Raw genomic sequence first — 19,539 nt, forward strand, 5'->3', positions numbered from 1 at the left:
AGGGCCCGCGCCGGGCCCCGGACGCGGGACGGCCGTGGCACCGTCGGCCCGCGCTCTCGCAAACCGGCTGCCCGCGCCACGGGGCGTACGGCACAGTGACCCCATGCCCCAGCCACCCCGCCCGCACGGCCTGGACGCCCACGGCTTCATCGCCCGGGAAGGCTCCCTGGCCCGCGTACCCGTCGCCTTCCGTCCCGTCCTGGCCGCCGTCCGGGAGCGGCTGCCGGAGGTCTTCGGGGCGCGGCTGGACGGCGCGTACCTCTACGGCTCGATCCCCCGCGGCACCGCCCGCACCGGCCGCAGCGACCTGGACCTGTTCGTCGTCCTGCGCGAGGAACCGGCGGACGCCGACCACGCGGCCGCCCGCGCCCTGGGCGCGGCACTGGACCGGGAGTTCCCGCAGATCGACGGGGTCGGCACCCTGCTGTACGGCCGGCCGCGGCTGCTGAGCGAGCAGGAGCGGTACGACCTGGGCTGGTTCGTGGCCTGCCTGTGCACCCCGCTGCTCGGCGCCGACCTGGCCGGGCACCTGCCCCGCTACCGTCCCGACTCGCTGCTCGCCCGCGAGACCAACGGCGACCTCGGGCGCCTGCTGCCCCGCTGGCGGCGGCGGATCGCGGACGCCGGGGACGGGGAGGCAGCCCTGCGCCCCCTGGTGCGCTTCATGTCCCGGCATCTCGTGCGGACCGGCTTCACCCTCGTCATGCCCCGCTGGAACGGCTGGACGAGCGATCTGGACGAGATGGCCGAGGTCTGCGGTGCGTACCACCCGCAGCGCGCCGCGCAACTGCGCACGGCGGCCCGGTACGGCCACGAGCCCGTCGGCGACCCGGGGGTGCTGCGGACCTACGTGGACGACCTGGGCCCCTGGCTCGCCGCCGAGTACGCGCGCGTGCACGGCGTGAAGGCCCCGCGACCGGAGGACGAACCCGCCGGCTAGACCGGGCCGCGGCAACCGGTCAGATCAGCCCGTGCTCGCTCAGGTACTCCAGCTGGGCCCGCACCGACAGCTCCGCCGCGGGCCACAGGGAGCGGTCCACGTCGGCGTAGACGTGGGCGACGACCTCGGCCGCGGTGCGGTGGCCGTTCTCGACCGCCGTCTCCACCTGGGCGAGCCGGTGGGCGCGGTGGGCCAGGTAGAACTCCACGGCGCCCTGTGCGTCCTCCAGGACCGGCCCGTGGCCCGGCAGCACGGTGTGCACGCCGTCGTCCACCGTGAGCGAGCGCAGACGGCGCAGGGAGTCCAGGTAGTCGCCCAGCCGCCCGTCGGGGTGGGCGACCATCGTGGTCCCCCGCCCGAGGATGGTGTCGCCGGTCAGCACCGCGCGGTCGGCCGGGAGGTGGAAGGACAGCGAGTCGGAGGTGTGCCCGGGGGTCGGCACGACCCTCAGCTCCAGGCCACCGGTCGTGATCACGTCGCCCGCCGCCAGGCCCTCGTCACCGAGGCGGAGCGCCGGGTCGAGGGCCCGCACCCGGGACCGGGTCAGCTCCGCGAAGCGGGCCGCGCCCTCGGCGTGGTCCTCGTGCCCGTGGGTGAGCAGGGTCAGGGCTATGCGCCTGCCCGCCTTCTCCGCCGTGTCCACGACCGCCCTCAGGTGCCCCTCGTCCAGCGGGCCGGGGTCGATCACCACGGCCAGGTCGGAGCCGGGCTCGGCGACGATCCAGGTGTTGGTGCCGTCCAGGGTCATCGCGGAGGCGTTGGGCGCGAGGACGTTGACGGCCCGCTCGGTCGCGGGGCCCGAGCTGACCGTTCCCCTGGGCTGGCCCGGCAGCGCGCCGGCGTGGGTCATGCGCGGCCTCCACCGGTCGCGTCGGCGGCCTTCGCCGCGGTCGGAACGTGCTTGGTGAACTCCTCGTGCCCCGGCCAGGACAGCACGATCTCGCCGTCCACCAGCCGGGCGGTCGCCTGGACCGGTGTCAGATCGCGCGCGCCGGCGGCCGCGAGGGCCTCGGCCGCGGTGCCGTACGGCAGCAGCTCGCGCAAGGCGGCGATGGTGGGCGGCATCATCAGCAGCTCGCCCCGGTCGTACCCGGCGGCGGCCTCGGCCGGGCGGGTCCACACCGTGCGGTCGGCCTCCGTGGAGGCGTTGCGGGTGCGCTGCCCCTTCGGCAGGGCGGCCACGAAGAACCAGGTGTCGTAGCGGCGCGCCTCGAACTCCGGGGTGATCCAGCGGGCCCAGGCGCCCAGCAGGTCCGAGCGCAGCACCAGGCCGCGCCGGCGCAGGAACTCGGCGAAGGACAGCTCGCGCGCGACCAGGGCGGCGCGGTCGGCCTCCCAGTCGGCGCCGGTGGTGTCACCGACGACCGTGTCCGGGCCGGGCCCGGCGAGCAGCACGCCCGCCTCCTCGTACGTCTCCCGCACGGCCGCGCAGACGACGGCCTGGGCGCCCGCCTCGTCCACCCCGAGCCGCTCGGCCCACCACGCGCGCGTGGGGCCCGCCCAGCGGATCCGGGTGTCGTCGTCGCGCGGGTCGACGCCGCCTCCGGGGTACGCGTACGCGCCTCCGGCGAAGGCCATGGAGGCGCGTCTGCGCAGCATGTGGACGACCGGTCCGGCCTCGGTGTCCTTGAGCAGGAGCACCGTCGCCGCGCGCTTGGGGGACACCGGGGTGAGGGCACCGTCCGCGAGCGCGCGGATGCGGTCCGGCCACTCCGGGGGGTACCACTGACCGTTCGCCATGGCCGGAGGCTATCCCGTGTAGGGCGAATGTTCGAGAGGTACCCGGGGCCGGAGCGCCACCGGTGGGACTACTGGGCCAGCTCCACCTGGATCTCGACCTCGACCGGCGCGTCCAGCGGCAGCACCGCGACGCCGACCGCGCTGCGGGCGTGCACGCCCTTGTCGCCGAGCACCTCGGCGAGCAGCTCGCTGGCGCCGTTGACGACACCCGGCTGGCCGGTGAAGTCGGCCTGGGAGGCGACGAAGCCGACGACCTTCACCACGCGCGCGATCCGGTCCAGGTCACCGGCCACGGACTTCACGGCGGCCAGCGCGTTCAGCGCGCAGATGCGGGCCAGGTCCTTGGCCTCCTCCGCCGTGACCTCGGCGCCCACCTTGCCGGTGACGGGCAGCTTGCCGTCGACCATCGGCAGCTGGCCGGCGGTGTAGACGTACGCGCCGGACTGCACGGCCGGCTGGTACGCGGCCAGCGGCGGTACGACCTCCGGCAGGTTCAGGCCCAGTGCGGCCAGCTTCTCCTCGACCGCGCTCATGCCTGCTTCTCCCGCTTCAGGTAGGCGACGAGCTGCTCGGCGTTCGGCCCGGGCACGACCTGGACGAGCTCCCAGCCGTCCTCGCCCCAGGTGTCAAGAATCTGCTTCGTGGCATGGACGAGCAGCGGCACGGTTGCGTATTCCCACTTGGTCATGGGGCCGACTGTAGCCGCTGTGACCGATCACTCCCCCGCCGTCTCCCCCGTTATCCACAGCCTCCCGCGTGACTGTCGGCCGGACTGGTTAGTCTCGAAGACGTGAGCAGGCTCCAGGTCGTCAGCGGCAAGGGCGGGACCGGAAAGACGACGGTCGCCGCCGCACTCGCGCTGGCCCTCGCGACCGAGGGGAAGCGGACGCTTCTCGTGGAGGTCGAGGGCCGGCAGGGCATCGCCCAGCTCTTCGAAACGGAGGCGTTGCCGTACGAGGAGCGCAAGATCGCGGTCGCGCCCGGGGGCGGGGAGGTGTTCGCCCTGGCCATAGACGCCGAACTGGCCCTCCTGGACTACCTCCAGATGTTCTACAAACTGGGCGGTGCCGGCCGGGCCCTGAAGAAGCTCGGCGCCATCGACTTCGCCACCACCATCGCGCCGGGCATCCGGGACGTCCTGCTCACCGGCAAGGCGTGCGAGGCGGTGCGGCGCAAGGACCGCGCCGGCCGGTTCGTCTACGACTACGTGGTCATGGACGCCCCGCCGACCGGCCGCGTCACCCGCTTCCTCAACGTCAACGACGAGGTGGCGGGCCTGGCGAAGATCGGCCCGATACACAATCAGGCGCAGGCCGTGATGCGCGTCCTGAAGTCGCCCGAGACCGCGGTCCACCTGGTGACGCTGCTGGAGGAGATGCCCGTCCAGGAGACCGCCGACGGCATCGCGGAACTGCGCGCGGCGCGGCTGCCGGTGGGCCGGGTCATCGTGAACATGGTGCGCCCCGAGGTGTTGGACGCCGCGGACCTGGAACTCGTACGGACGGTGGAGCGCTCCTCCGTCGCCCGTTCCCTGTCGGCCGCGGGACTCGGCGGCGCCCGGCGCGGCGGGAACGCGGAGAAACTGGTGGACCCGCTGCTGGACCAGGCCGCGGAGTACGCCGAGCGGTACGCGCTGGAGCAGGAGCAGCGCGCCGTCCTCGGCGAGCTGGGCCTGCCGCTGCACGAACTGCCGCTGCTCGCCGAGGGAATGGACCTGGCGGGCCTGTACGAACTCGCCGCCGACTTGCGGAAGCAGGGGGTGTCATGACGGCCGAGGAACACGACGAGGCCGAGGACCGGGAGGTGGCGGGCCGCAGGCTCGCCTCCTCCCGGGTGCTCGACGTCGACTCGTTGCTGGACGACCCCAAGACCCGCATCGTGGTGTGCTGCGGCTCCGGCGGGGTCGGCAAGACCACGACCGCGGCCGCCCTCGGCCTGCGCGCGGCCGAGCGGGGCCGCAAGGTGGTGGTGCTCACCATCGACCCGGCACGGAGACTGGCCCAGTCGATGGGCATCGACTCCCTCGACAACGTGCCGCGCCGGGTGAAGGGCACCGACGGCGCGGGCGAGCTGCACGCCATGATGCTCGACATGAAGCGCACCTTCGACGAGGTCGTCGAGGCGCACGCGGACCCGGAGCGGGCGGCCGCGATCCTGGCGAACCCCTTCTACCAGTCGCTCTCGGCGGGCTTCGCGGGCACGCAGGAGTACATGGCGATGGAGAAGCTGGGCCAGCTGCGCGCGAGGGACGAGTGGGACCTGATCGTGGTCGACACCCCGCCGTCCCGCTCGGCCCTGGACTTCCTGGACGCCCCCAAGCGGCTGGGTTCCTTCCTGGACGGCCGGCTGATCCGCCTGCTCACCGCGCCCGCCAAGCTGGGCGGCCGCGCGGGCATGGCCTTCCTGAACGTCGGCATGTCGATGATGACCGGCACCCTGGGCAAGCTGCTGGGCGGTCAGCTCCTCAAGGACGTCCAGACGTTCGTGTCCGCGATGGACACCACCTTCGGCGGCTTCCGCACCCGCGCGGACGCCACGTACAAGCTGCTCCAGGCGCCCGGTACGGCCTTCCTGGTGGTGGCGGCGCCGGAGCGGGACGCGCTGCGCGAGGCCGCGTACTTCGTGGAGCGGCTGGCCGCGGAGAGCATGCCGCTGGTGGGGCTGGTGCTCAACCGGGTGCACGGCACCGGAGCCGGCGGGCTGTCCGCCGAGCGGGCGCTGGACGCCGCGGAAAATCTTGCGGACCCCGGCATTGTGGATCAGGGGGACGGGAAAGCTGGACTTCGTAACTCCCCCGAAACGTACGGCAGTTCACGATCTCCCGCACCCCAGGACGCAGCCGGTGCCGACGCTTCCGACGAAGGCTCCCCCGCCGACCAGGAACGTTCCGTCGACCGGCTCGCCGCGGGCCTGTTGAGACTGCACGCCGAACGCATGCATCTGCTGGCGCGCGAGCAGCGCACACGCGACCGCTTCACCGCGCGCCACCCCGAGGTGGCCGTGGTCGACGTGCCCGCGCTCCCCGGTGACGTCCACGACCTCACGGGCCTGCGCGACATCGGCGACCGGCTCGCGGCGGGCGCGGCCATGGGGCGAACGGAGCCGTCGTAGCACCGCCGGACCGGCGAAACCGTCGGCACGCCGCGGAACCGGCGCGGCCGTCGTCACACCGCCGGACCAACCGGGCGTCGCGGGACCACGCGGCCGCCCGGGGCTCCTCGCGGAACCCGGGCGCGCTGGACCTGTGCCCTCAGCCGAGCACGACCTCGGCCGGGCGTGCCCTCAGCTGACCGCCGCGTACTCGTCGTACACCTCGTCGCTGTCGAGGCGCATGATCCCGGTGCCCCGCTCGTACTCCGAGCGGGCGGTCTCCAGCAGCCTGCGCCACGAGGTCACGGTGGGCCGCCGGCGCAGCAGTGCGCGGCGCTCCCGCTCCGTCATGCCTCCCCACACGCCGAACTCGACGCGATTGTCCAGCGCATCGGCCAGGCATTCGGTGCGTACCGGGCATCCGGTGCACACCGCCTTGGCTCTGTTCTGCGCTGCTCCCTGAACGAACAGTTCATCCGGATCGGTAGTGCGGCAGGCAGCCTGCGCACTCCAGTCGGTAACCCAGCCCATACCGGCGCCGTCCTCTCCCGAATCGAGGCTCCCCCACGGCGGCAGCGGCATATTCACCGCCGCCAGTTGAGGACGTTACGGAAGGTGGGCACAGCGCAACACCCCCTTCGGGCCCAATCTTGAATGGCCCGAACGGACTATGGGTAAGCGGCAGATCACCCGCGGGAGTGAGCTGACGACATGCGCGACCATCCCGGCGAACCAGGACAGCTCTGGCGTGCCACAGCGGACACCGGGTGACACACGAGGCGCATTCGGACACACCTCGGCACACGACAGAGATGGTGCGGAGCGATTCGGGGACGCCGGACGCGGGGGTACGGGGCCGTACTGCCGTGACAGTTGGGAGCAGCTTAGGCCAAGGGCTGCGCGCCTGTCCGGGAAATGGAAACGTAGGCAGGTCAGGCGGCCCGGCCGAGCCGGGACGGCACCGGAACATCCCGAAGGCAAGCCGCTCCCTCAAAACGTTCAGGAGTACGGATTAGGCTGCCCCCATGCCAAAGAAGCGCTCGGGCGGTGGTCTGTCGCCGATGCAGCAGGCCGCGAAGTTCCTCGGTGTCAGTGTCCTCGCGGGAGCCGTGATGGCGGGCATCGCGCTGCCCGGGGCCGGCGCACTGGGCCTCGCGGCCAAGGGCTCGGTGCAGAGCTTCGACGAGATCCCGGACAACCTGAAGAGCCCCCAGCTGAGCCAGCGCACCACCATCCTGGACAGCCGGGGCCAGCAGATCGCGAGCGTCTACTCGCGCGACCGCACGGTGGTCGACCTCAAGGACATCTCGCCCTACATGCAGAAGGCGATCGTCGCGATCGAGGACTCGCGCTTCTACCAGCACGGCGCGATCGACCTCAAGGGCGTGCTGCGCGCCCTGAACAAGAACGCGCAGGAGGGCGGGGTCGCCCAGGGCGCCTCCACCCTCACCCAGCAGCTGGTGAAGAACTACTTCATCGAGGAGGCCGGCGACGACCCGACGAAGGTCGCCGAGGCCACCCAGCAGACCATGGGCCGCAAGGTCCGTGAACTGAAGTACGCGATCCAGATCGAGGAGAAGCTCGGCAAGAAGAAGATCCTGGAGAACTACCTGAACATCACCTTCTTCGGTGAGCAGGCCTACGGCGTGGAGGCCGCCTCCGAGCGGTACTTCTCCAAGCACGCCAAGGACCTGAACCTCCAGGAGTCCGCCCTGCTGGCCGGCATCGTGCAGTCGCCGAGCCGCTACGACCCGGTCAACGACGAGGCGGAGGCCACCAAGCGGCGCAACATCGTCCTCCAGCGCATGGCCGAGCTGGGCGACATCTCCCCCAAGGAGGCCGACCGGGCCAAACAACAGCCGCTCGGGCTACACACCAGCCGGCCCAAGAACGGCTGCATCACCGCGGTGCAGGGTGCCGGCTTCTTCTGCGACTACGTGCGCGAGGTCTTCCTGACCGACCCGGTCTTCGGCAAGACCAAGGAGGCCCGCGCCAAGCTGTGGAACCAGGGCGGTCTGACGATCCGTACGACGCTCGACCCGCAGGCCCAGCAGTCCGTGCAGAACTCCATCAAGGACCACGTCTACAAGTCCGACCAGGTGGCGACGGCCGCGACCATCGTCGAGCCCGGCACCGGCAAGATCCTCGCCATGGGCCAGTCCCGGCCGTACGGCTTCGGCACCGACGAGACCCAGATCAACCTGTCGGTGAACCAGGACATGGGCGGCGGCGCGGGCTACCAGCCCGGTTCGACGTTCAAGCCGATCGTCGCGGCGGCCGCGCTGGAGGGCGGCAAGCCGCCGACGCAGGAGTACTCGTCGCCGTACGAGATGCCGTACCCGAGCCCGGTGGCCGCCTGCAACGGCAGGACGTGGAAGAACGATCCGCGCAAGCCGGCCAAGCTGACCAACGAGAACGAGACGGAGCACGGCCCGTACAGCATGAAGGAGGCGACCGCGAAGTCGGTCAACACCTACTACGTGCAGCTGATCAGCGACATCGGCATCTGCCCGGTGATCGACATGGCGAAGAAGATGGGCGTGGCCCGCTCCGACGGCCGCAAGATCGACCAGGCCCCCTCGATCGCGCTCGGCACCCAGGAGATGTCCCCGCTGACGATGGCGAGCGCGTACGCCACCTTCGCCTCGCGCGGCATGTACTGCACCCCGGTCGCCATCGAGTCGATCACCCAGACGACCGGCAGCCGGGTGAAGTCCCTGCCGGTGCCGAAGTCGACGTGCTCGCGCGCGATGTCCGAGAAGACCGCGGACACCGTCAGCACGCTGCTCAAGGGCGTGGTCGAGGACGGCACCGGCCAGCAGGCCGGTCTCGGTGACCGCCCGAGCGCGGGCAAGACCGGTACGACGGACGAGCGCTTCGCCGCCTGGTTCGTCGGCTACACCCCGAACATGGCGGGCGCGGTCTGGGTCGGCGACCCGCAGCACCGGCGCCGCATGATCAACATCACCATCGGCGGCGTCCCGCACGACAAGGTGTTCGGCGGTGAGGTCCCCGGTCCGATCTGGCGCGACATGATGAACGGCGCCCTGGAGGGCAAGCCCGTCCAGGACTTCAACCTGGTCGACATCCCGGACGACAACAACCCGGGCAACGGCCAGGACCGGGGCAACGGCGGGCAGCACGGCGGCACCACCGGCAACCCGGGACAGGTGATCGGCGGACTGCTCGGCGGGCTGCCGGGCGGCGGCACCGGCGGCCCCAACCCGAACCCGACCTTCACCCTCCCCGGCACCCTCATCCAGGGCCAGACGAACGGGGGCCGCAACGGGCACGGGAACGGGGGCCGGCGGTAGGCACCCGGCGGACTCCGGTCCACCGACACGACGGCGGGGCCGCTCCCTCTTCCCGAGGGGGCGGCCCCGCCGTCGTACGCGCCCAAGGCACCGGCGCCTTCGGGACTCAGCCCAGGAGGAGCTTCTTCACCGCGGCGGCGACGCGGCCGCCCTCGGCCTGACCGGCCACCTTCGGGTTCACGATCTTCATGACGGCGCCCATGGCCTTCGGCCCCTCGGCACCCGCCGCCTTCGCCTCCTGGACGGCCTCGGCGACGATCGCGTTCAGCTCCTCGTCGGACAGCTGCTTGGGCAGGTACTCGGCGAGCACCTCGCCCTCCGCCTTCTCCCGCTCGGCCGACTCGGCGCGACCGCCCTGCGCGAAGGCCTCGGCCGCCTCGCGGCGCTTCTTCGCCTCCCGGGTGATCACCTTGAGGACCTCGTCGTCGGACAGCTCCCGCTTCTCCTTGCCCGCGACCTCCTCCTTGGTGATGGCGGCGAGCGTCAGCCGGAGCGTCGAGGAGCGGAGCTCGTTGCGCTCCTTGATCGCGGCGTTGAGGTCGTCCTGCAGCTTCGACTTGAGCATGGTGGTCATGTGGTCGATTGTCTCAGGTACGGCGGGCCGGACGCCCGCCGATTTAAGGGGGCCGGGCGGTCTCACCACCCCCCTGCGGTCTGACACGATGGTCATATGCGCGCGCGATACGGAGTCCCCCTGGGAATCATGGCGGCAGGCGCCGCCGGTCTGGTGTACGCGGCGGGCTTCGAGGCCCGCTCCTTCCGCCTCCGACGGGTGACCGTCCCCGTCCTCCCGCCGGGCATGCACCCGCTGCGCGTGCTCCAGGTGTCCGACATCCACATGGTGAGCGGACAGCGCAAGAAACAGCGCTGGCTGCGTTCGCTGGCGGGCCTGCGCCCGGACTTCGTGATCAACACCGGTGACAACCTGTCGGACCCCGAGGGCGTCCCGGAGGTGCTGGACGCGCTGGGCCCGCTGATGGAGTTCCCGGGGGCGTACGTCTTCGGCTCCAACGACTACTACGGCCCCAAGCTCCGCAACCCCGCCCGCTATCTGCTGGAGAAGGCGAACGGCCGCCACGGCCTGAACGGCAACAAGCCGGCCGTGGGTGCCATCCACAACCCGTGGGAGGACCTGCGGGACGGCTTCGACGAGGCGGGCTGGGTGAACCTGACCAACACCCGGGGCTCCCTGAAGGTCGAGGGCGTCTCGATCGAGCTGACCGGCCTGGACGACCCCCACATCAAGCGCGACCGCTACGCACGGGTGGCCGGCGGCCCTTCGGACTCGTACGACTTCTCCCTCGGCGTGGTCCACGCCCCCTACCTGCGCGTCCTCGACGCCTTCACGGCGGACGACTATCCGCTGATCCTGGCCGGCCACACCCACGGCGGCCAGCTGTGCATCCCCTTCTACGGCGCCCTGGTCACCAACTGCGACCTGGACACGGACCGCGTGAAGGGCCTCTCCACCCACACCGCGGAGGGCCGTACCTCCTACCTCCACGTCTCCGCGGGCTGCGGCACCAACCGCTACACCCCGGTCCGCTTCGCGTGCCCGCCGGAGGCGACGCTGCTGACGCTGGTGGCGAAGGAGTAGGGCGAACCGCGAGGAGGCCGGCGGCCGCGGACCGCGCGACCCTCGGCGATTCACGTGGCCCGGGCAAGCGGCGGTGACCGATGCGGCTGCCGCCCCCGCCGACGGCCCCTCGGCGACGTTCCCTCGGGCTACCGCAGCTCGGGTATGGCCCCCTCGGCTACCGCAACTCGGCTACGTCCCCCTCGGTTACCGCAGCCCGGGTACGGCCCCTCGGCTACCGCCGCCCGGCTGCCGCCCTCACCCACTCGGCCCAGGCCGCGTGGCCCCTCCCCGCCCCCGCTCCTAGCGTGAGGGCATGACCGCCCCGATACCCAGGGAGATCCCGGACCTGCCCGCGGTCCGGGCCACCACACCCCCGCTGCTGCGCCCCCCGGTGCCGGCCACGGCGGTACTGGCCCCGTCCCACCGCCCGAGGGTTGCGGTGTTCCGGCTGCTGACCGCGCTGACCGCGGCGGCCGGCGTCACCCTGGCGACCCTCCGGAGCACTCCGCTCCATGCCCTGAGCCACTTCGCCGTACAGGCGAACGTCCTGCTGGCCGTGACGATGTTCGTCTCGGCCTCACGGGCATGGCACGCCCGCCGCCCCCTCTCCCCCTGGCTGTCCGGCGCGGCCCTTCTCTACACGCTGGTCTCGGCCCTGGCCTACCACCTGCTCCTGGCCCACACCACGCCCCCGTTCTCCATGACCGGTACGCCGACGCCCCCGGAACGCTGGCACCTCCAGTGGGCCGCCCTCCAGCTCCTGCACACGGTGGCCCCGGCGGCCGCGCTGCTGGACTGGCTGTGCCTGACCCCGGCGGACCGCCTGCACCTGCGCCAGGCCACGAGCTGGCTCCTCTACCCCCTGGCCTACCTGGCCTTCTACCTGGCCCGCCCGCTGGTCCACCCCTCGGCCTACCTCTACCCCTTCCTGGACCCGCCCGCCCACGGCTACCGCGCCACCCTGGCCAACGCCCTCCTCTTGGGCCTGGCGATCTACGCCCTGGCGGTCCTCCTCATCGCCCTGGACCACACCCGCCCGACCCCGGTCCGACGCCGCATCTGAATCGGATTTCGTCTCCGGGCCCCCTGTGGGCTAAAGTAAACGACGTCGCCGCGACAAGCAGCGACACCGGGGTGTAGCGCAGCTTGGCAGCGCGCTTCGTTCGGGACGAAGAGGTCGTGGGTTCAAATCCCGCCACCCCGACGCCGTAGTACCAGGTCAGGGGCCTGATCCGCATCGCGGGTCGGGCCCCTGAGTGGTTCCGGGGGCCGTTTGGGAGCCGACTTCGGAAATCCGGCTCCCGGGCGGCTCCCATTCCTCTTCCGCGGAGGCGGCACGACACAGCTCAGGTGGCTGCTGGCAGGGGCGACGGCTGCGTGCGCCTCTCCTCTCCCCATCTGCCGCCTCTCCGGGCCTGGGGGATCAGGCCCGCGGCCGATGAAGCTGAGCACGAGGGCGTCACCCAGCGAAAGCCAAGCAGACTGCCCAGCGGCTGAATGACGGAAAGGTAGATCATCATCCCCTGGTCGGTGGCATGGCCAGCCCAGTCGACTTGCCGCAGTCCCCGACAACGACCATGTTGCCCAGATTGAATCCGCCGGGGTCGCCCTGGACGCCGATGCAGCTCGGGTCCCAGTCAGCCGTGCAGAACTTCATGGCCGCCACCGGATCAGGGCAGGCATGGCAGCGTGATCGGTGCCTTCCATCGTCACGATGACTTCCCGGCCCGTCGCCGTCCCCAGCCAGGTCACGAAGGCGCGAACGGGCGCGAAGGTCGCCTCGTCGACCACATCGGAAGGATCGAAGGTGAACTCGATCTCGTCGAGGTCGAAGAAGTAGCAGGTGAACCACACACCATCAACATCGATGCCCAGGCTCGCCGATTCCTCCGGATCCTTCTTCAGCCGGGACCATACGGCAGCGGCATCCAAGGAGCCGCTCTCCGTCGTACCGGAGAGCGTCCAGGTAAGGACATGGCGCCCCGGGACTGCGGGCAGTCCGTCGAACATGCGCCGCCAGTCGTCGATCGTGGCGTCGAGGACGCAGACATCCCGCAGCGCTCCGTCTGCAACGAAGTCCTCGTGCCGGTACACCGGTTCGGTGTCGTACTGCCTCGCCATCACAGGAATCCTTCGAAAGTGAGCTGGCCCCCACGCCAACTCCATCGGGCGCCCCAGCTACCGGAAACCTTGAAGTCCCGAGTGATACCGCCGTATTGAGCCGACGCCGATGTGTTGACCTTCTCGACCACATTCGGGTCGGTGAGTATGTCCTGGATCATCTCATTGGCGATCTCGGTCCGCTCACTATTGGTGAGCTTGCCGAAATTGTACAGATCAACATGAGCTTGCCCACGTTTGGCGAGATTTCCCGGACTCGGATCACCGTGTTTCTGCAGTGCCCTGCCGGCTGGCGACAGCTGACCCTTCTTGATGGTGGTGGCCGCCTGGGACAAGTCGTCGAGGCCGTAGTTGCAGGGGGAGAGGCCGAGGGGGTCGATCCAGGTGAGCGGAGTGCGCACATAGCCGTGGTGATTGTCCGCCGGCACCAGCCCCAACGGGTCCGCGCTGATATAGCGAGCTGTCCCGGGGTCGTAGTAGCGGTGCAGGTTGTAGTGCAGTCCTGTCTCGCTGTCGGCGTACTGCCCCGGGAAGCGCAACGGGCAGTCGACGGGCCCGGCACCGTCGTCCGGTACAGGGAAGCACGTGCCCCACAGAGTGGTGCGGCGCTGCCAGAGCAAGTCTCCAGATCCGGACACCAGTTCCATGGGGGTGCCCACGGGGTCTGTGACCACAGCGTGGAAGCGAGCGGTGTGCTCGGGGTTCGTCTCCTCGGCCAGCCGCGCCAGGAACGACGCGTTCGCACGCGTGGCCGTCGGCTCGTGTTCTGTCTGGACCACCGGGCGAGGGGTACCCGGCTTGTAGTCCCAGGTCAGCACTCGGCCGTCCGCCGTGGTCTGCTCAGCCAGAAGGGCGTCGTCCCAGCTGAACTCCGTGCGGTCGTACTCCGAGCCGTCCTCGGCCACCCTGTGCTTGGAGACGCGCCGACCCAACGGGTCGTAGGCATAGCACCACCGGTCACCGTCCGGTGTGACCACCCCCGTCAGACGGTCCTCGGCATTCCAGACGTAGGTCCACGTACGCCTCTGGCCGTTCAGCAGCCTGCGGGTTCTGCGGACCAGGCGACCCTGTGTGTCGTGCTCGTACGCGGTTCCGCTCGCCGAGCGGACGAGGGTGCCGTCGAACTCACGCTCGCCGGGCGCGTCATAAGCGGGCGCAGTGGCGGCCACCAGGTTACCCGCAGTGTCGTAAGCGTAATTCTCGCTCCAGCCGTGGGCACGCACTCCCGTGACGCGCCCCATGCCGTCGAGGTCGAAGCGGCGGGTGCCCGAGGTCAGCTCGCGGATCTCGGTGAGGTAGCCGTCGGCGCGGTGTGTGTAGGTTCGGTGCTGGAGGAGGGAGTCCAGGCCGTCCGCCGCCGGGCCGAAGGTCAGGCTCTGTCCGGTCAGGAGGTTCCGCGGGCTCCAACTCTGGGTCAGCCTCACCTTCGCTCCGAGGCGGCGCTCCGTCTCGCGGCCTGCGGGGTCGTGATCGAAGTGCAGCTCGCCCACGGGCGAGCGGAGGGTGAGTGGGCGGCCGACTGGGTCGTACGTCCATTCCGAGACCAGTCCAGACGGCGTTACCCGGCGGACACGGCGGCCGAGAGCGTCGTAGGCGTGGGTGGTCCGGCGGCCGTTCACCGTCTCCGACAGCACACGGCCCAGGCTGTCCCGCTCCAATACGACCTCGGCGTCGGCGTTGGTCGCGTGCGCGAGACCACCGTCGGGACCGTAGGCGAACGTCGTGACGGCGCCCGACTCGGACCGCTGCTCAATCACCCTCCCCACCGTGTCCCGCGTGAGGTGCAGGGTCTCCCCCGCGCCATTGGTCCGGGAGGCCAACTGTCCTGTGGCGTCATGGACGTATGCCAACGTGCGGCCGTTGAAGTCCGTCTCAGCGGTCAGCCGGCCCGCCTCGTCGTAGGTGTACGACCAGGTGCGCCCCTGCGGGTTGGTGACATCGGTCAGGCGGAGTTCGGTGTCGTAGGCAAACTCGTAACGGGCGCCGTCCGGGTCCGTCCGCGTGGTGGGGACATCGAAGGGGCCCGGAGTGTGCCGGGTCGTGTTACCCGCGGCGTCGGTGTGGCTGAGGAGGTTGCCTTCCGCGTCCCAGACCCATGACTCGCGCGTACCGTCCGGGTATTGGCGCCACGCCTGCTTACCCTCGATGGTCCAGCCCAAGCGGGTGGTGTGGCCCAGCGGGTCGGTCACCTCGACGATCCGGCCGAAGGAATCCCGGCGGATCGTAGTGGTGTGGCCCAGTTCATCGGTCGTCGCGACGGGCAGGCCAGCCGAGTCGTACGCGATGGTGCGGGTGTAGCCGAGGGCGTCGGTGATCGTGATCGGGCGGCCCGCCTCGTCGTGCGTGTACCCGGTCTCGGCTCCCGTGGGGTCGACGGTGGTGAGGAGATTTCCCCGCTCGTCATAGGTGTGTCGCCAGACTGCCCCGCCTGGCTCGACGACCTCGGTGGGCTGCCCGAACGCGTTACACGCAGCCCGCGCGACCGATCCATCCGGCAGGGTGAGTTCGGTCAGGTTGCCTGAGGCGTCGTAGGCGTACTTGGTGGTGTGGCCCAAGGCGTCGGTGACGGCGACGGGCCGGGCACCGTACTTGTCCCAGCGGGTGCGGGTGACGTGCCCCAGCGGATCCGTTTCCTCCTCGACCTGGCCTTCGGTGTTGTAGCGGTGCACCGAGACACGGCCTTGCGAGTCCGTGTACGTCGTCGTACGGGCCGTGTCGTCGTAGGTGAGGGTGCCGGAGAGGATGCCGTCGACGCCCTCGGTGCGGATCACCCGGCCGCGGTCGTCGTAGATGTACGAGAACCAGGTGCCGTTGCGGTCGGTCCAGCGGGTGACGCGGCCTTCGGTGTCGTAGGTGAAGCGCAGGGGTTCGCCGCTGGAGTTGATTACTTCGGTGAGGTTGCCGGTGGTGTCGTAGCCGTAGCGCATCACCACCGTGCCCTCGTCGGGCGCGGTGCCCGGGCGGTAGCGGGAGGGAGGGTCGTCCAGTAGGCGCAGGGCGGTGATGCGGGGGCCCTGGGTGTCGACGGCGACGTAGTAGCCGCCGGAGTGGCGGATGCCGAACGGGATGCCCTCGTCGTCGCGTTCGATGTCGACGCGGTTGCCGTTGCGGTCGGACCAGGAGTCCAGGGCCAGGTGGAAGACGCCGAAGGAGGGTGAGGGCACGGGGGCGGCGAAGGTGCGGGTCACACCCGTCGCCGGGTCGGTGACCGTCATCGCGCCGTCCGGTTTGCCGTCCCACTCCAGCGGCCAGCGCGGGCCCTTCACCGGCATGGTCGGCACGCCCGGTTCCGGTACCGGGTAGACCAGGCGCATGCCGTCGGCCGCGGCGAAGACCACTCCCTCGCCGTCGATCTGGAGGCACTCGTCCAGGGTGGAGGCCCAGGTCGGGCCGAAGCAGACACCGCCTCGGTAGGAAGACAGGTGGGTGCGGGTGAACTCCAGCGGCAGGGTGCCCGGCAGGGCAAGGTCCGTCTGGGTCATCAGCATGGCGCCGGTCGCCACGTCGATCGGCTCGCCCACACACGGTGTGCGTTCGGCGTTGCGGGCCGCCGGGCCCAGGTCGACCAGGTCCGGGCGGAGCGACGGCGGACGCAGCAGCAGCGGGGTGGTGTCGGTGAGGCCGCCTTCCATGCTCGCCTTCAGCACGCCGCCGCCCGCCCCGAGCGCGCCGCCGAAGATCATGCCGTCCTTGGCGGCCTGGTTCACCTCGTCCAGGCTGAAGCCGTGCTGCAACCCCGTCGCCATCTGCAACGGCTGGGCCACGGCGAGGTCCACGGTCACCGATTCGACCCCGCCGAACGCGACGCCGACGAAGGCACCTCCGATGATGTCGGCCACCACGGCGGAGACCCCGACACCTACCGTGGCGCCGAACTCGATGACCGCGTCCGCCGCCGCTGCCGCCGCGCCCGAGGCGATGCCCGCGGTCATGATGGCCAACGCCACACCACCAGCGATCACGGCCGCGTCGATGGCGATCCGCGTCCAGAGCTTGTTGATCGCGTCGTCGATGGCGTCGGCGAACTTGTCCAGCGCGCCCGCCATGTCCCGCGAGGACTTGGCGAGATCACTCAGCCAGCCCCCGTCCTCACCCGTGGCGTAGCGGCCCCAGAACTTGCGGAACGCCTCGATCGACTCACCCGTGTTGTTGTGGATGATCCCGGACGCGCTGCGGTGCACCGGGGAACGGACGTCGTCCACGGAGTCGGCGAACGCACGCCAGGCTTTCGCGGCGTCCCGCAGCTTGCCCGAGTCGGCCTCCGGCCACCACAAGCCCAGGTCGAGAAGGATGTGGCGGGCCTTGTCCTCAATGCTCACCGGTACCGTCGCTCTGCTTGCCGGTTTTCACTTCCGTGAACATGCCGGCGATGAGTTCGTCGTTGTCCACGTGTCCGTCCGCCATGTCGGCCATGGCTTCGTGAATGCTCGTCAGGCCGAGTACCAGGATGCCCGCCGCACTCTCGATCTTCTTCTGGTGCGGCTTGTAGACGCCACCGAACTTGTCACCTTGTTCGTCGTGGCCCCAGGGCTCACCCAAGCCGTCCAAAGTCTGGATGAGCGTGGTCAGCGCCTTGCTCAGATCGATGGCGCCCTGCTGGAAGGCCGGCGCCGCCGCCTTGATGTCGGCGGTCTTGATGTCCAGGACCTTGCCGGGAATCTTGCCGTCGCCCATCGCTGTCGCCTTCCCCAGTCAGCAGCTGCGGATCCGACCATAGGGTAGGCGGGTAAAGGAAGCGCCATGTCGATCTTGCGTGCGTCATGGTGCCCGTCGAGTGTTCGTCTCAAAGCGCTTGCTGGTTGGCCGTGATGCGTTCCCGGGAGCGGTTGGGTGATCACCGCTCCCCTGTGGCCACTCTTCGAGAGCAGGTGTTGGCCGGCACACGCCGCCCGACGGGCGATTACGCCCCGGCGTCGGGCTAACGGGGCGGCGGCACGGCTGCCCCCAGCCAGCAGGCCCTCCGGATCATCAGCCGCGCAGTGTTCCTCCGGCCCGTGCTGCTTCGAGGATCGAGTAACGCCCTAGGATCATCCGGTGCCCGTGAAGTTGTCCCCCGCCGAGCGACTCGCTTTGTTCACCCACTGGGGTGAGCGGTGCGCCTGGTGTGGAAGGCCCCTGTTCTACAACGAGTACGAAGTTGAGCACGTTCTCCCTAAGCGTCTACTCAGCGACACGGCTGAACGGACTCGTGTACTCGCTCACCATGGGCTTCCGGCGGACTTCGACCTCCTGGGCATCGCCAATCTCGTGCCGAGCTGTGGTCCCTGCAACCGAACCAAGGGCACCCGACCACCCCTCCACGCCCCCAGCATCACACTGCTCCTCGACACGGCACGACAACGGGCCTCTCTCATCGAGGAGTCGGCTGCCCGGTTCCTCAGCCGTAACCGACTCGACAAAGCGCTCGCCGTGGTCGAGGCCGTCGTGGGCGCAGGCGACCTGGACGCCGCAGTACGGGAGCGGCTGGAATCAGCAGCCGAAATGATCAGTACGGCGGTGCGCGAGACGACGGGCCGGACCCTCAACAACATTCACCCCGCACTCGCCTCTTTGCACGACCGGGGCCGCTGGAAAGAGGTCCGACCGCTGTCCGATCAAGTTGCCTTCGTCGCCGATGGGCGGACCGGAGGCGCGATCGGAACCCACTGGAGCTGGTTCTGCGACCGTTGCGGATCCAATGGTCCCTGGAACGGTGACGTCTGCCAGACATGTGGGCACAGGAGCGTTCCCGACTGGTAGTCACGACCGACTTCCATGCAAGAGGAACCGGACGAGGCGGGTCACCACTCCTGACATCGAGACCAACACCCAGACGTCGGTCACCGGGTCCGTCCGAGCCGTCTTCTCCGGCGACTTCGATGTGCCCGTCCGGCATTGGGTACCGGCCCGCGCCGGTCTGAACCGGGCTGTGCGGCAGGAGCGCGGGCGGGACTTCGAGAATCGGGACGGCAGGCTGATGACGCCCGCATGGCCGCTGCGAGTGCTACCGCCATTGCGGACTCGTCGCGATGGCGCGTAGTCGGGTCGTCGTCAGGATCGGGGTGGTGCGGGTCGAGAGGGCGTTCTGGCTCGGGGCCTGCCACTCCGTGATCGTGACGTAGAGGCCGTCGGGGTGCAGGACGTTCACCGTCTGGTGGCCGGGGCCCGGGCCGGGTGGGGACTGGGTGGTCTTGATCAGGGTGCCGTCGGCCGAGGGGGTCGTGCCGGCGAAGACGTGGCCGCGGACGGCGGCGGTGGAGGTCTGCCGGGAGACGTGGACTTCGAGCAGCGACTTGCCGTGTCCGTCGTCCACCCACAGTTGCCCGGAGCGCTCGCCGCCGGGCGGACCAGAGTGGGAGAGACCGGTCGGCAGCAATGCGGTCAGGGTGGCGAGGGCGCGGGCAGGGGGCAGCGTGCCGGTGAAGGTCGGTTCCGGGGTGGCGGAGGCCGTGGCCGAGCCGGTGGTGGACGAGGCCGCGGGGCCGGTGAGCGTCTGGTCGGCCGTTCGCCCGCCGGACAGTTGCCCGGAAGCGATCGTCGCGCCGAGGCCGACGAGCGCGAGTACGGCTGCTCCGCTCACGCCGATGGCCAGGGCGCGGCGGCGGCGCCTGCGTCGGCCGCTGTGGACACCGCCCTGCAGCAGTGCGTGGGTGTTGGGCGGTTCGAAAGCCTGGAGGGTGATGCGGAGGGCTTCGGTGAAGTCTTCTTCGATGGGCATGCGATCGCCGTGTTTCCGGAGTCGGTGATGAGGGCGGGTAGGTGCCACGGCACCGGGA

Annotated in this window: 17 protein-coding genes and 1 tRNA gene; 8 read left to right on the plus strand and 10 right to left on the minus strand. The window is 70.4% G+C overall.

What is annotated here, in order from left to right; translation table 11 throughout:
- The first annotated feature begins 103 nt into the window (after positions 1-103).
- Positions 104-940, plus strand: a complete 837-nt coding sequence (locus HZZ00_RS35190; protein ID WP_180330088.1) for a nucleotidyltransferase domain-containing protein — start codon at positions 104-106, stop codon at positions 938-940.
- A 19-nt stretch (positions 941-959) separates the two neighbouring features.
- Here HZZ00_RS35190 and HZZ00_RS35195 read toward each other — a convergent pair whose 3' ends face one another.
- From HZZ00_RS35195 to HZZ00_RS35210, 4 genes are all read right to left on the minus strand, one after another.
- Positions 960-1,790 (minus strand): MBL fold metallo-hydrolase, encoded by an 831-nt coding sequence (locus HZZ00_RS35195; RefSeq protein ID WP_180330089.1) that lies wholly within the window; start codon positions 1,788-1,790, stop codon positions 960-962.
- Entirely contained in the window at positions 1,787-2,680 is an 894-nt protein-coding gene (locus HZZ00_RS35200) for an NUDIX hydrolase (protein ID WP_180330090.1), read from the minus strand. The genes HZZ00_RS35195 and HZZ00_RS35200 overlap by 4 nt, the downstream gene beginning before the upstream one ends.
- A gap of 68 nt (positions 2,681-2,748) precedes the next feature.
- Positions 2,749-3,213: a RidA family protein gene (locus HZZ00_RS35205; RefSeq protein WP_180330091.1), complete on the minus strand. Its 465-nt coding sequence runs from the start codon at positions 3,211-3,213 to the stop codon at positions 2,749-2,751.
- Positions 3,210-3,368: a DUF4177 domain-containing protein gene (locus tag HZZ00_RS35210; RefSeq protein ID WP_071828754.1), complete on the minus strand. Its 159-nt coding sequence runs from the start codon at positions 3,366-3,368 to the stop codon at positions 3,210-3,212. Before HZZ00_RS35210 ends, HZZ00_RS35205 begins: the two co-directional genes overlap by 4 nt.
- A gap of 102 nt (positions 3,369-3,470) precedes the next feature.
- Between HZZ00_RS35210 and HZZ00_RS35215 the strand changes: the two genes are divergently transcribed.
- Together HZZ00_RS35215 and HZZ00_RS35220 are read left to right on the plus strand one after the other, a co-directional pair.
- A complete protein-coding gene (locus HZZ00_RS35215) occupies positions 3,471-4,448 on the plus strand; it encodes an ArsA-related P-loop ATPase (protein WP_070022057.1) in 978 nt (325 codons plus the stop codon).
- A complete protein-coding gene (locus HZZ00_RS35220) occupies positions 4,445-5,791 on the plus strand; it encodes an ArsA family ATPase (protein ID WP_180330092.1) in 1,347 nt (448 codons plus the stop codon). The genes HZZ00_RS35215 and HZZ00_RS35220 overlap by 4 nt, the downstream gene beginning before the upstream one ends.
- A gap of 171 nt (positions 5,792-5,962) precedes the next feature.
- Here the strand turns inward: HZZ00_RS35220 and HZZ00_RS35225 are convergent, their stop codons facing one another.
- Entirely contained in the window at positions 5,963-6,301 is a 339-nt protein-coding gene (locus HZZ00_RS35225) for a WhiB family transcriptional regulator (RefSeq protein ID WP_070022059.1), read from the minus strand.
- 494 nt (positions 6,302-6,795) lie between these two features.
- Here HZZ00_RS35225 and HZZ00_RS35230 point away from each other — a divergent pair, with 494 nt between their 5' ends.
- Positions 6,796-9,084, plus strand: a complete 2,289-nt coding sequence (locus HZZ00_RS35230; RefSeq protein WP_180330093.1) for a transglycosylase domain-containing protein — start codon at positions 6,796-6,798, stop codon at positions 9,082-9,084.
- 106 nt (positions 9,085-9,190) lie between these two features.
- Here HZZ00_RS35230 and HZZ00_RS35235 read toward each other — a convergent pair whose 3' ends face one another.
- The gene (locus HZZ00_RS35235) at positions 9,191-9,658 is read right to left on the minus strand and encodes a GatB/YqeY domain-containing protein (protein ID WP_070022063.1); all 468 of its coding nucleotides are present in this window, start codon (positions 9,656-9,658) and stop codon (positions 9,191-9,193) included.
- Between the two features lie 96 nt (positions 9,659-9,754).
- Here HZZ00_RS35235 and HZZ00_RS35240 point away from each other — a divergent pair, with 96 nt between their 5' ends.
- From HZZ00_RS35240 to HZZ00_RS35250, 3 genes are all read left to right on the plus strand, one after another.
- Positions 9,755-10,681 (plus strand): metallophosphoesterase, encoded by a 927-nt coding sequence (locus tag HZZ00_RS35240; protein WP_180330094.1) that lies wholly within the window; start codon positions 9,755-9,757, stop codon positions 10,679-10,681.
- 295 nt (positions 10,682-10,976) lie between these two features.
- Positions 10,977-11,726 (plus strand): Pr6Pr family membrane protein, encoded by a 750-nt coding sequence (locus tag HZZ00_RS35245; RefSeq protein WP_180330095.1) that lies wholly within the window; start codon positions 10,977-10,979, stop codon positions 11,724-11,726.
- A 67-nt stretch (positions 11,727-11,793) separates the two neighbouring features.
- Positions 11,794-11,867, plus strand: a tRNA-Pro gene (locus HZZ00_RS35250).
- Between the two features lie 449 nt (positions 11,868-12,316).
- Here HZZ00_RS35250 and HZZ00_RS35255 read toward each other — a convergent pair.
- Genes HZZ00_RS35255 through HZZ00_RS35265 form a run of 3 tightly spaced genes read right to left on the minus strand, consistent with a single transcriptional unit; the run spans position 12,317 to position 17,458 of the window.
- Complete coding sequence (locus tag HZZ00_RS35255; RefSeq protein ID WP_180330096.1) at positions 12,317-12,784, minus strand: hypothetical protein; 468 nt, start codon at positions 12,782-12,784, stop codon at positions 12,317-12,319.
- A complete protein-coding gene (locus HZZ00_RS35260) occupies positions 12,784-17,103 on the minus strand; it encodes a DUF6531 domain-containing protein (RefSeq protein ID WP_180330097.1) in 4,320 nt (1,439 codons plus the stop codon). The genes HZZ00_RS35255 and HZZ00_RS35260 overlap by 1 nt, the downstream gene beginning before the upstream one ends.
- The gene (locus HZZ00_RS35265) at positions 17,093-17,458 is read right to left on the minus strand and encodes a hypothetical protein (protein ID WP_180330098.1); all 366 of its coding nucleotides are present in this window, start codon (positions 17,456-17,458) and stop codon (positions 17,093-17,095) included. The genes HZZ00_RS35260 and HZZ00_RS35265 overlap by 11 nt, the downstream gene beginning before the upstream one ends.
- A 360-nt stretch (positions 17,459-17,818) precedes the next feature.
- Between HZZ00_RS35265 and HZZ00_RS35270 the strand changes: the two genes are divergently transcribed.
- Positions 17,819-18,523 (plus strand): HNH endonuclease, encoded by a 705-nt coding sequence (locus tag HZZ00_RS35270; protein ID WP_180330099.1) that lies wholly within the window; start codon positions 17,819-17,821, stop codon positions 18,521-18,523.
- A gap of 244 nt (positions 18,524-18,767) precedes the next feature.
- Here HZZ00_RS35270 and HZZ00_RS35275 read toward each other — a convergent pair whose 3' ends face one another.
- Positions 18,768-19,481, minus strand: a complete 714-nt coding sequence (locus HZZ00_RS35275; protein WP_180330100.1) for a hypothetical protein — start codon at positions 19,479-19,481, stop codon at positions 18,768-18,770.
- Positions 19,482-19,539 lie beyond the last annotated feature (58 nt).

Source organism: Streptomyces sp. NEAU-sy36 (genome assembly GCF_013423905.1).
Taxonomy (GTDB): domain Bacteria; phylum Actinomycetota; class Actinomycetes; order Streptomycetales; family Streptomycetaceae; genus Streptomyces; species Streptomyces misionensis.

What these genes read in the sequence shown, in the direction of transcription:
- HZZ00_RS35190 (WP_180330088.1), top strand. Translation starts at nt 104, where the DNA reads ATGCCCCAGCCACCCCGCCCGCACGGCCTGGACGCCCACGGCTTCATC.
- HZZ00_RS35195 (WP_180330089.1), bottom strand. Translation starts at nt 1,790, where the DNA reads ATGACCCACGCCGGCGCGCTGCCGGGCCAGCCCAGGGGAACGGTCAGC.
- HZZ00_RS35200 (WP_180330090.1), bottom strand. Translation starts at nt 2,680, where the DNA reads ATGGCGAACGGTCAGTGGTACCCCCCGGAGTGGCCGGACCGCATCCGC.
- HZZ00_RS35205 (WP_180330091.1), bottom strand. Translation starts at nt 3,213, where the DNA reads ATGAGCGCGGTCGAGGAGAAGCTGGCCGCACTGGGCCTGAACCTGCCG.
- HZZ00_RS35210 (WP_071828754.1), bottom strand. Translation starts at nt 3,368, where the DNA reads ATGACCAAGTGGGAATACGCAACCGTGCCGCTGCTCGTCCATGCCACG.
- HZZ00_RS35220 (WP_180330092.1), top strand. Translation starts at nt 4,445, where the DNA reads ATGACGGCCGAGGAACACGACGAGGCCGAGGACCGGGAGGTGGCGGGC.
- HZZ00_RS35225 (WP_070022059.1), bottom strand. Translation starts at nt 6,301, where the DNA reads ATGGGCTGGGTTACCGACTGGAGTGCGCAGGCTGCCTGCCGCACTACC.
- HZZ00_RS35230 (WP_180330093.1), top strand. Translation starts at nt 6,796, where the DNA reads ATGCCAAAGAAGCGCTCGGGCGGTGGTCTGTCGCCGATGCAGCAGGCC.
- HZZ00_RS35235 (WP_070022063.1), bottom strand. Translation starts at nt 9,658, where the DNA reads ATGACCACCATGCTCAAGTCGAAGCTGCAGGACGACCTCAACGCCGCG.
- HZZ00_RS35240 (WP_180330094.1), top strand. Translation starts at nt 9,755, where the DNA reads ATGCGCGCGCGATACGGAGTCCCCCTGGGAATCATGGCGGCAGGCGCC.
- HZZ00_RS35245 (WP_180330095.1), top strand. Translation starts at nt 10,977, where the DNA reads ATGACCGCCCCGATACCCAGGGAGATCCCGGACCTGCCCGCGGTCCGG.
- HZZ00_RS35255 (WP_180330096.1), bottom strand. Translation starts at nt 12,784, where the DNA reads ATGGCGAGGCAGTACGACACCGAACCGGTGTACCGGCACGAGGACTTC.
- HZZ00_RS35265 (WP_180330098.1), bottom strand. Translation starts at nt 17,458, where the DNA reads ATGGGCGACGGCAAGATTCCCGGCAAGGTCCTGGACATCAAGACCGCC.
- HZZ00_RS35275 (WP_180330100.1), bottom strand. Translation starts at nt 19,481, where the DNA reads ATGCCCATCGAAGAAGACTTCACCGAAGCCCTCCGCATCACCCTCCAG.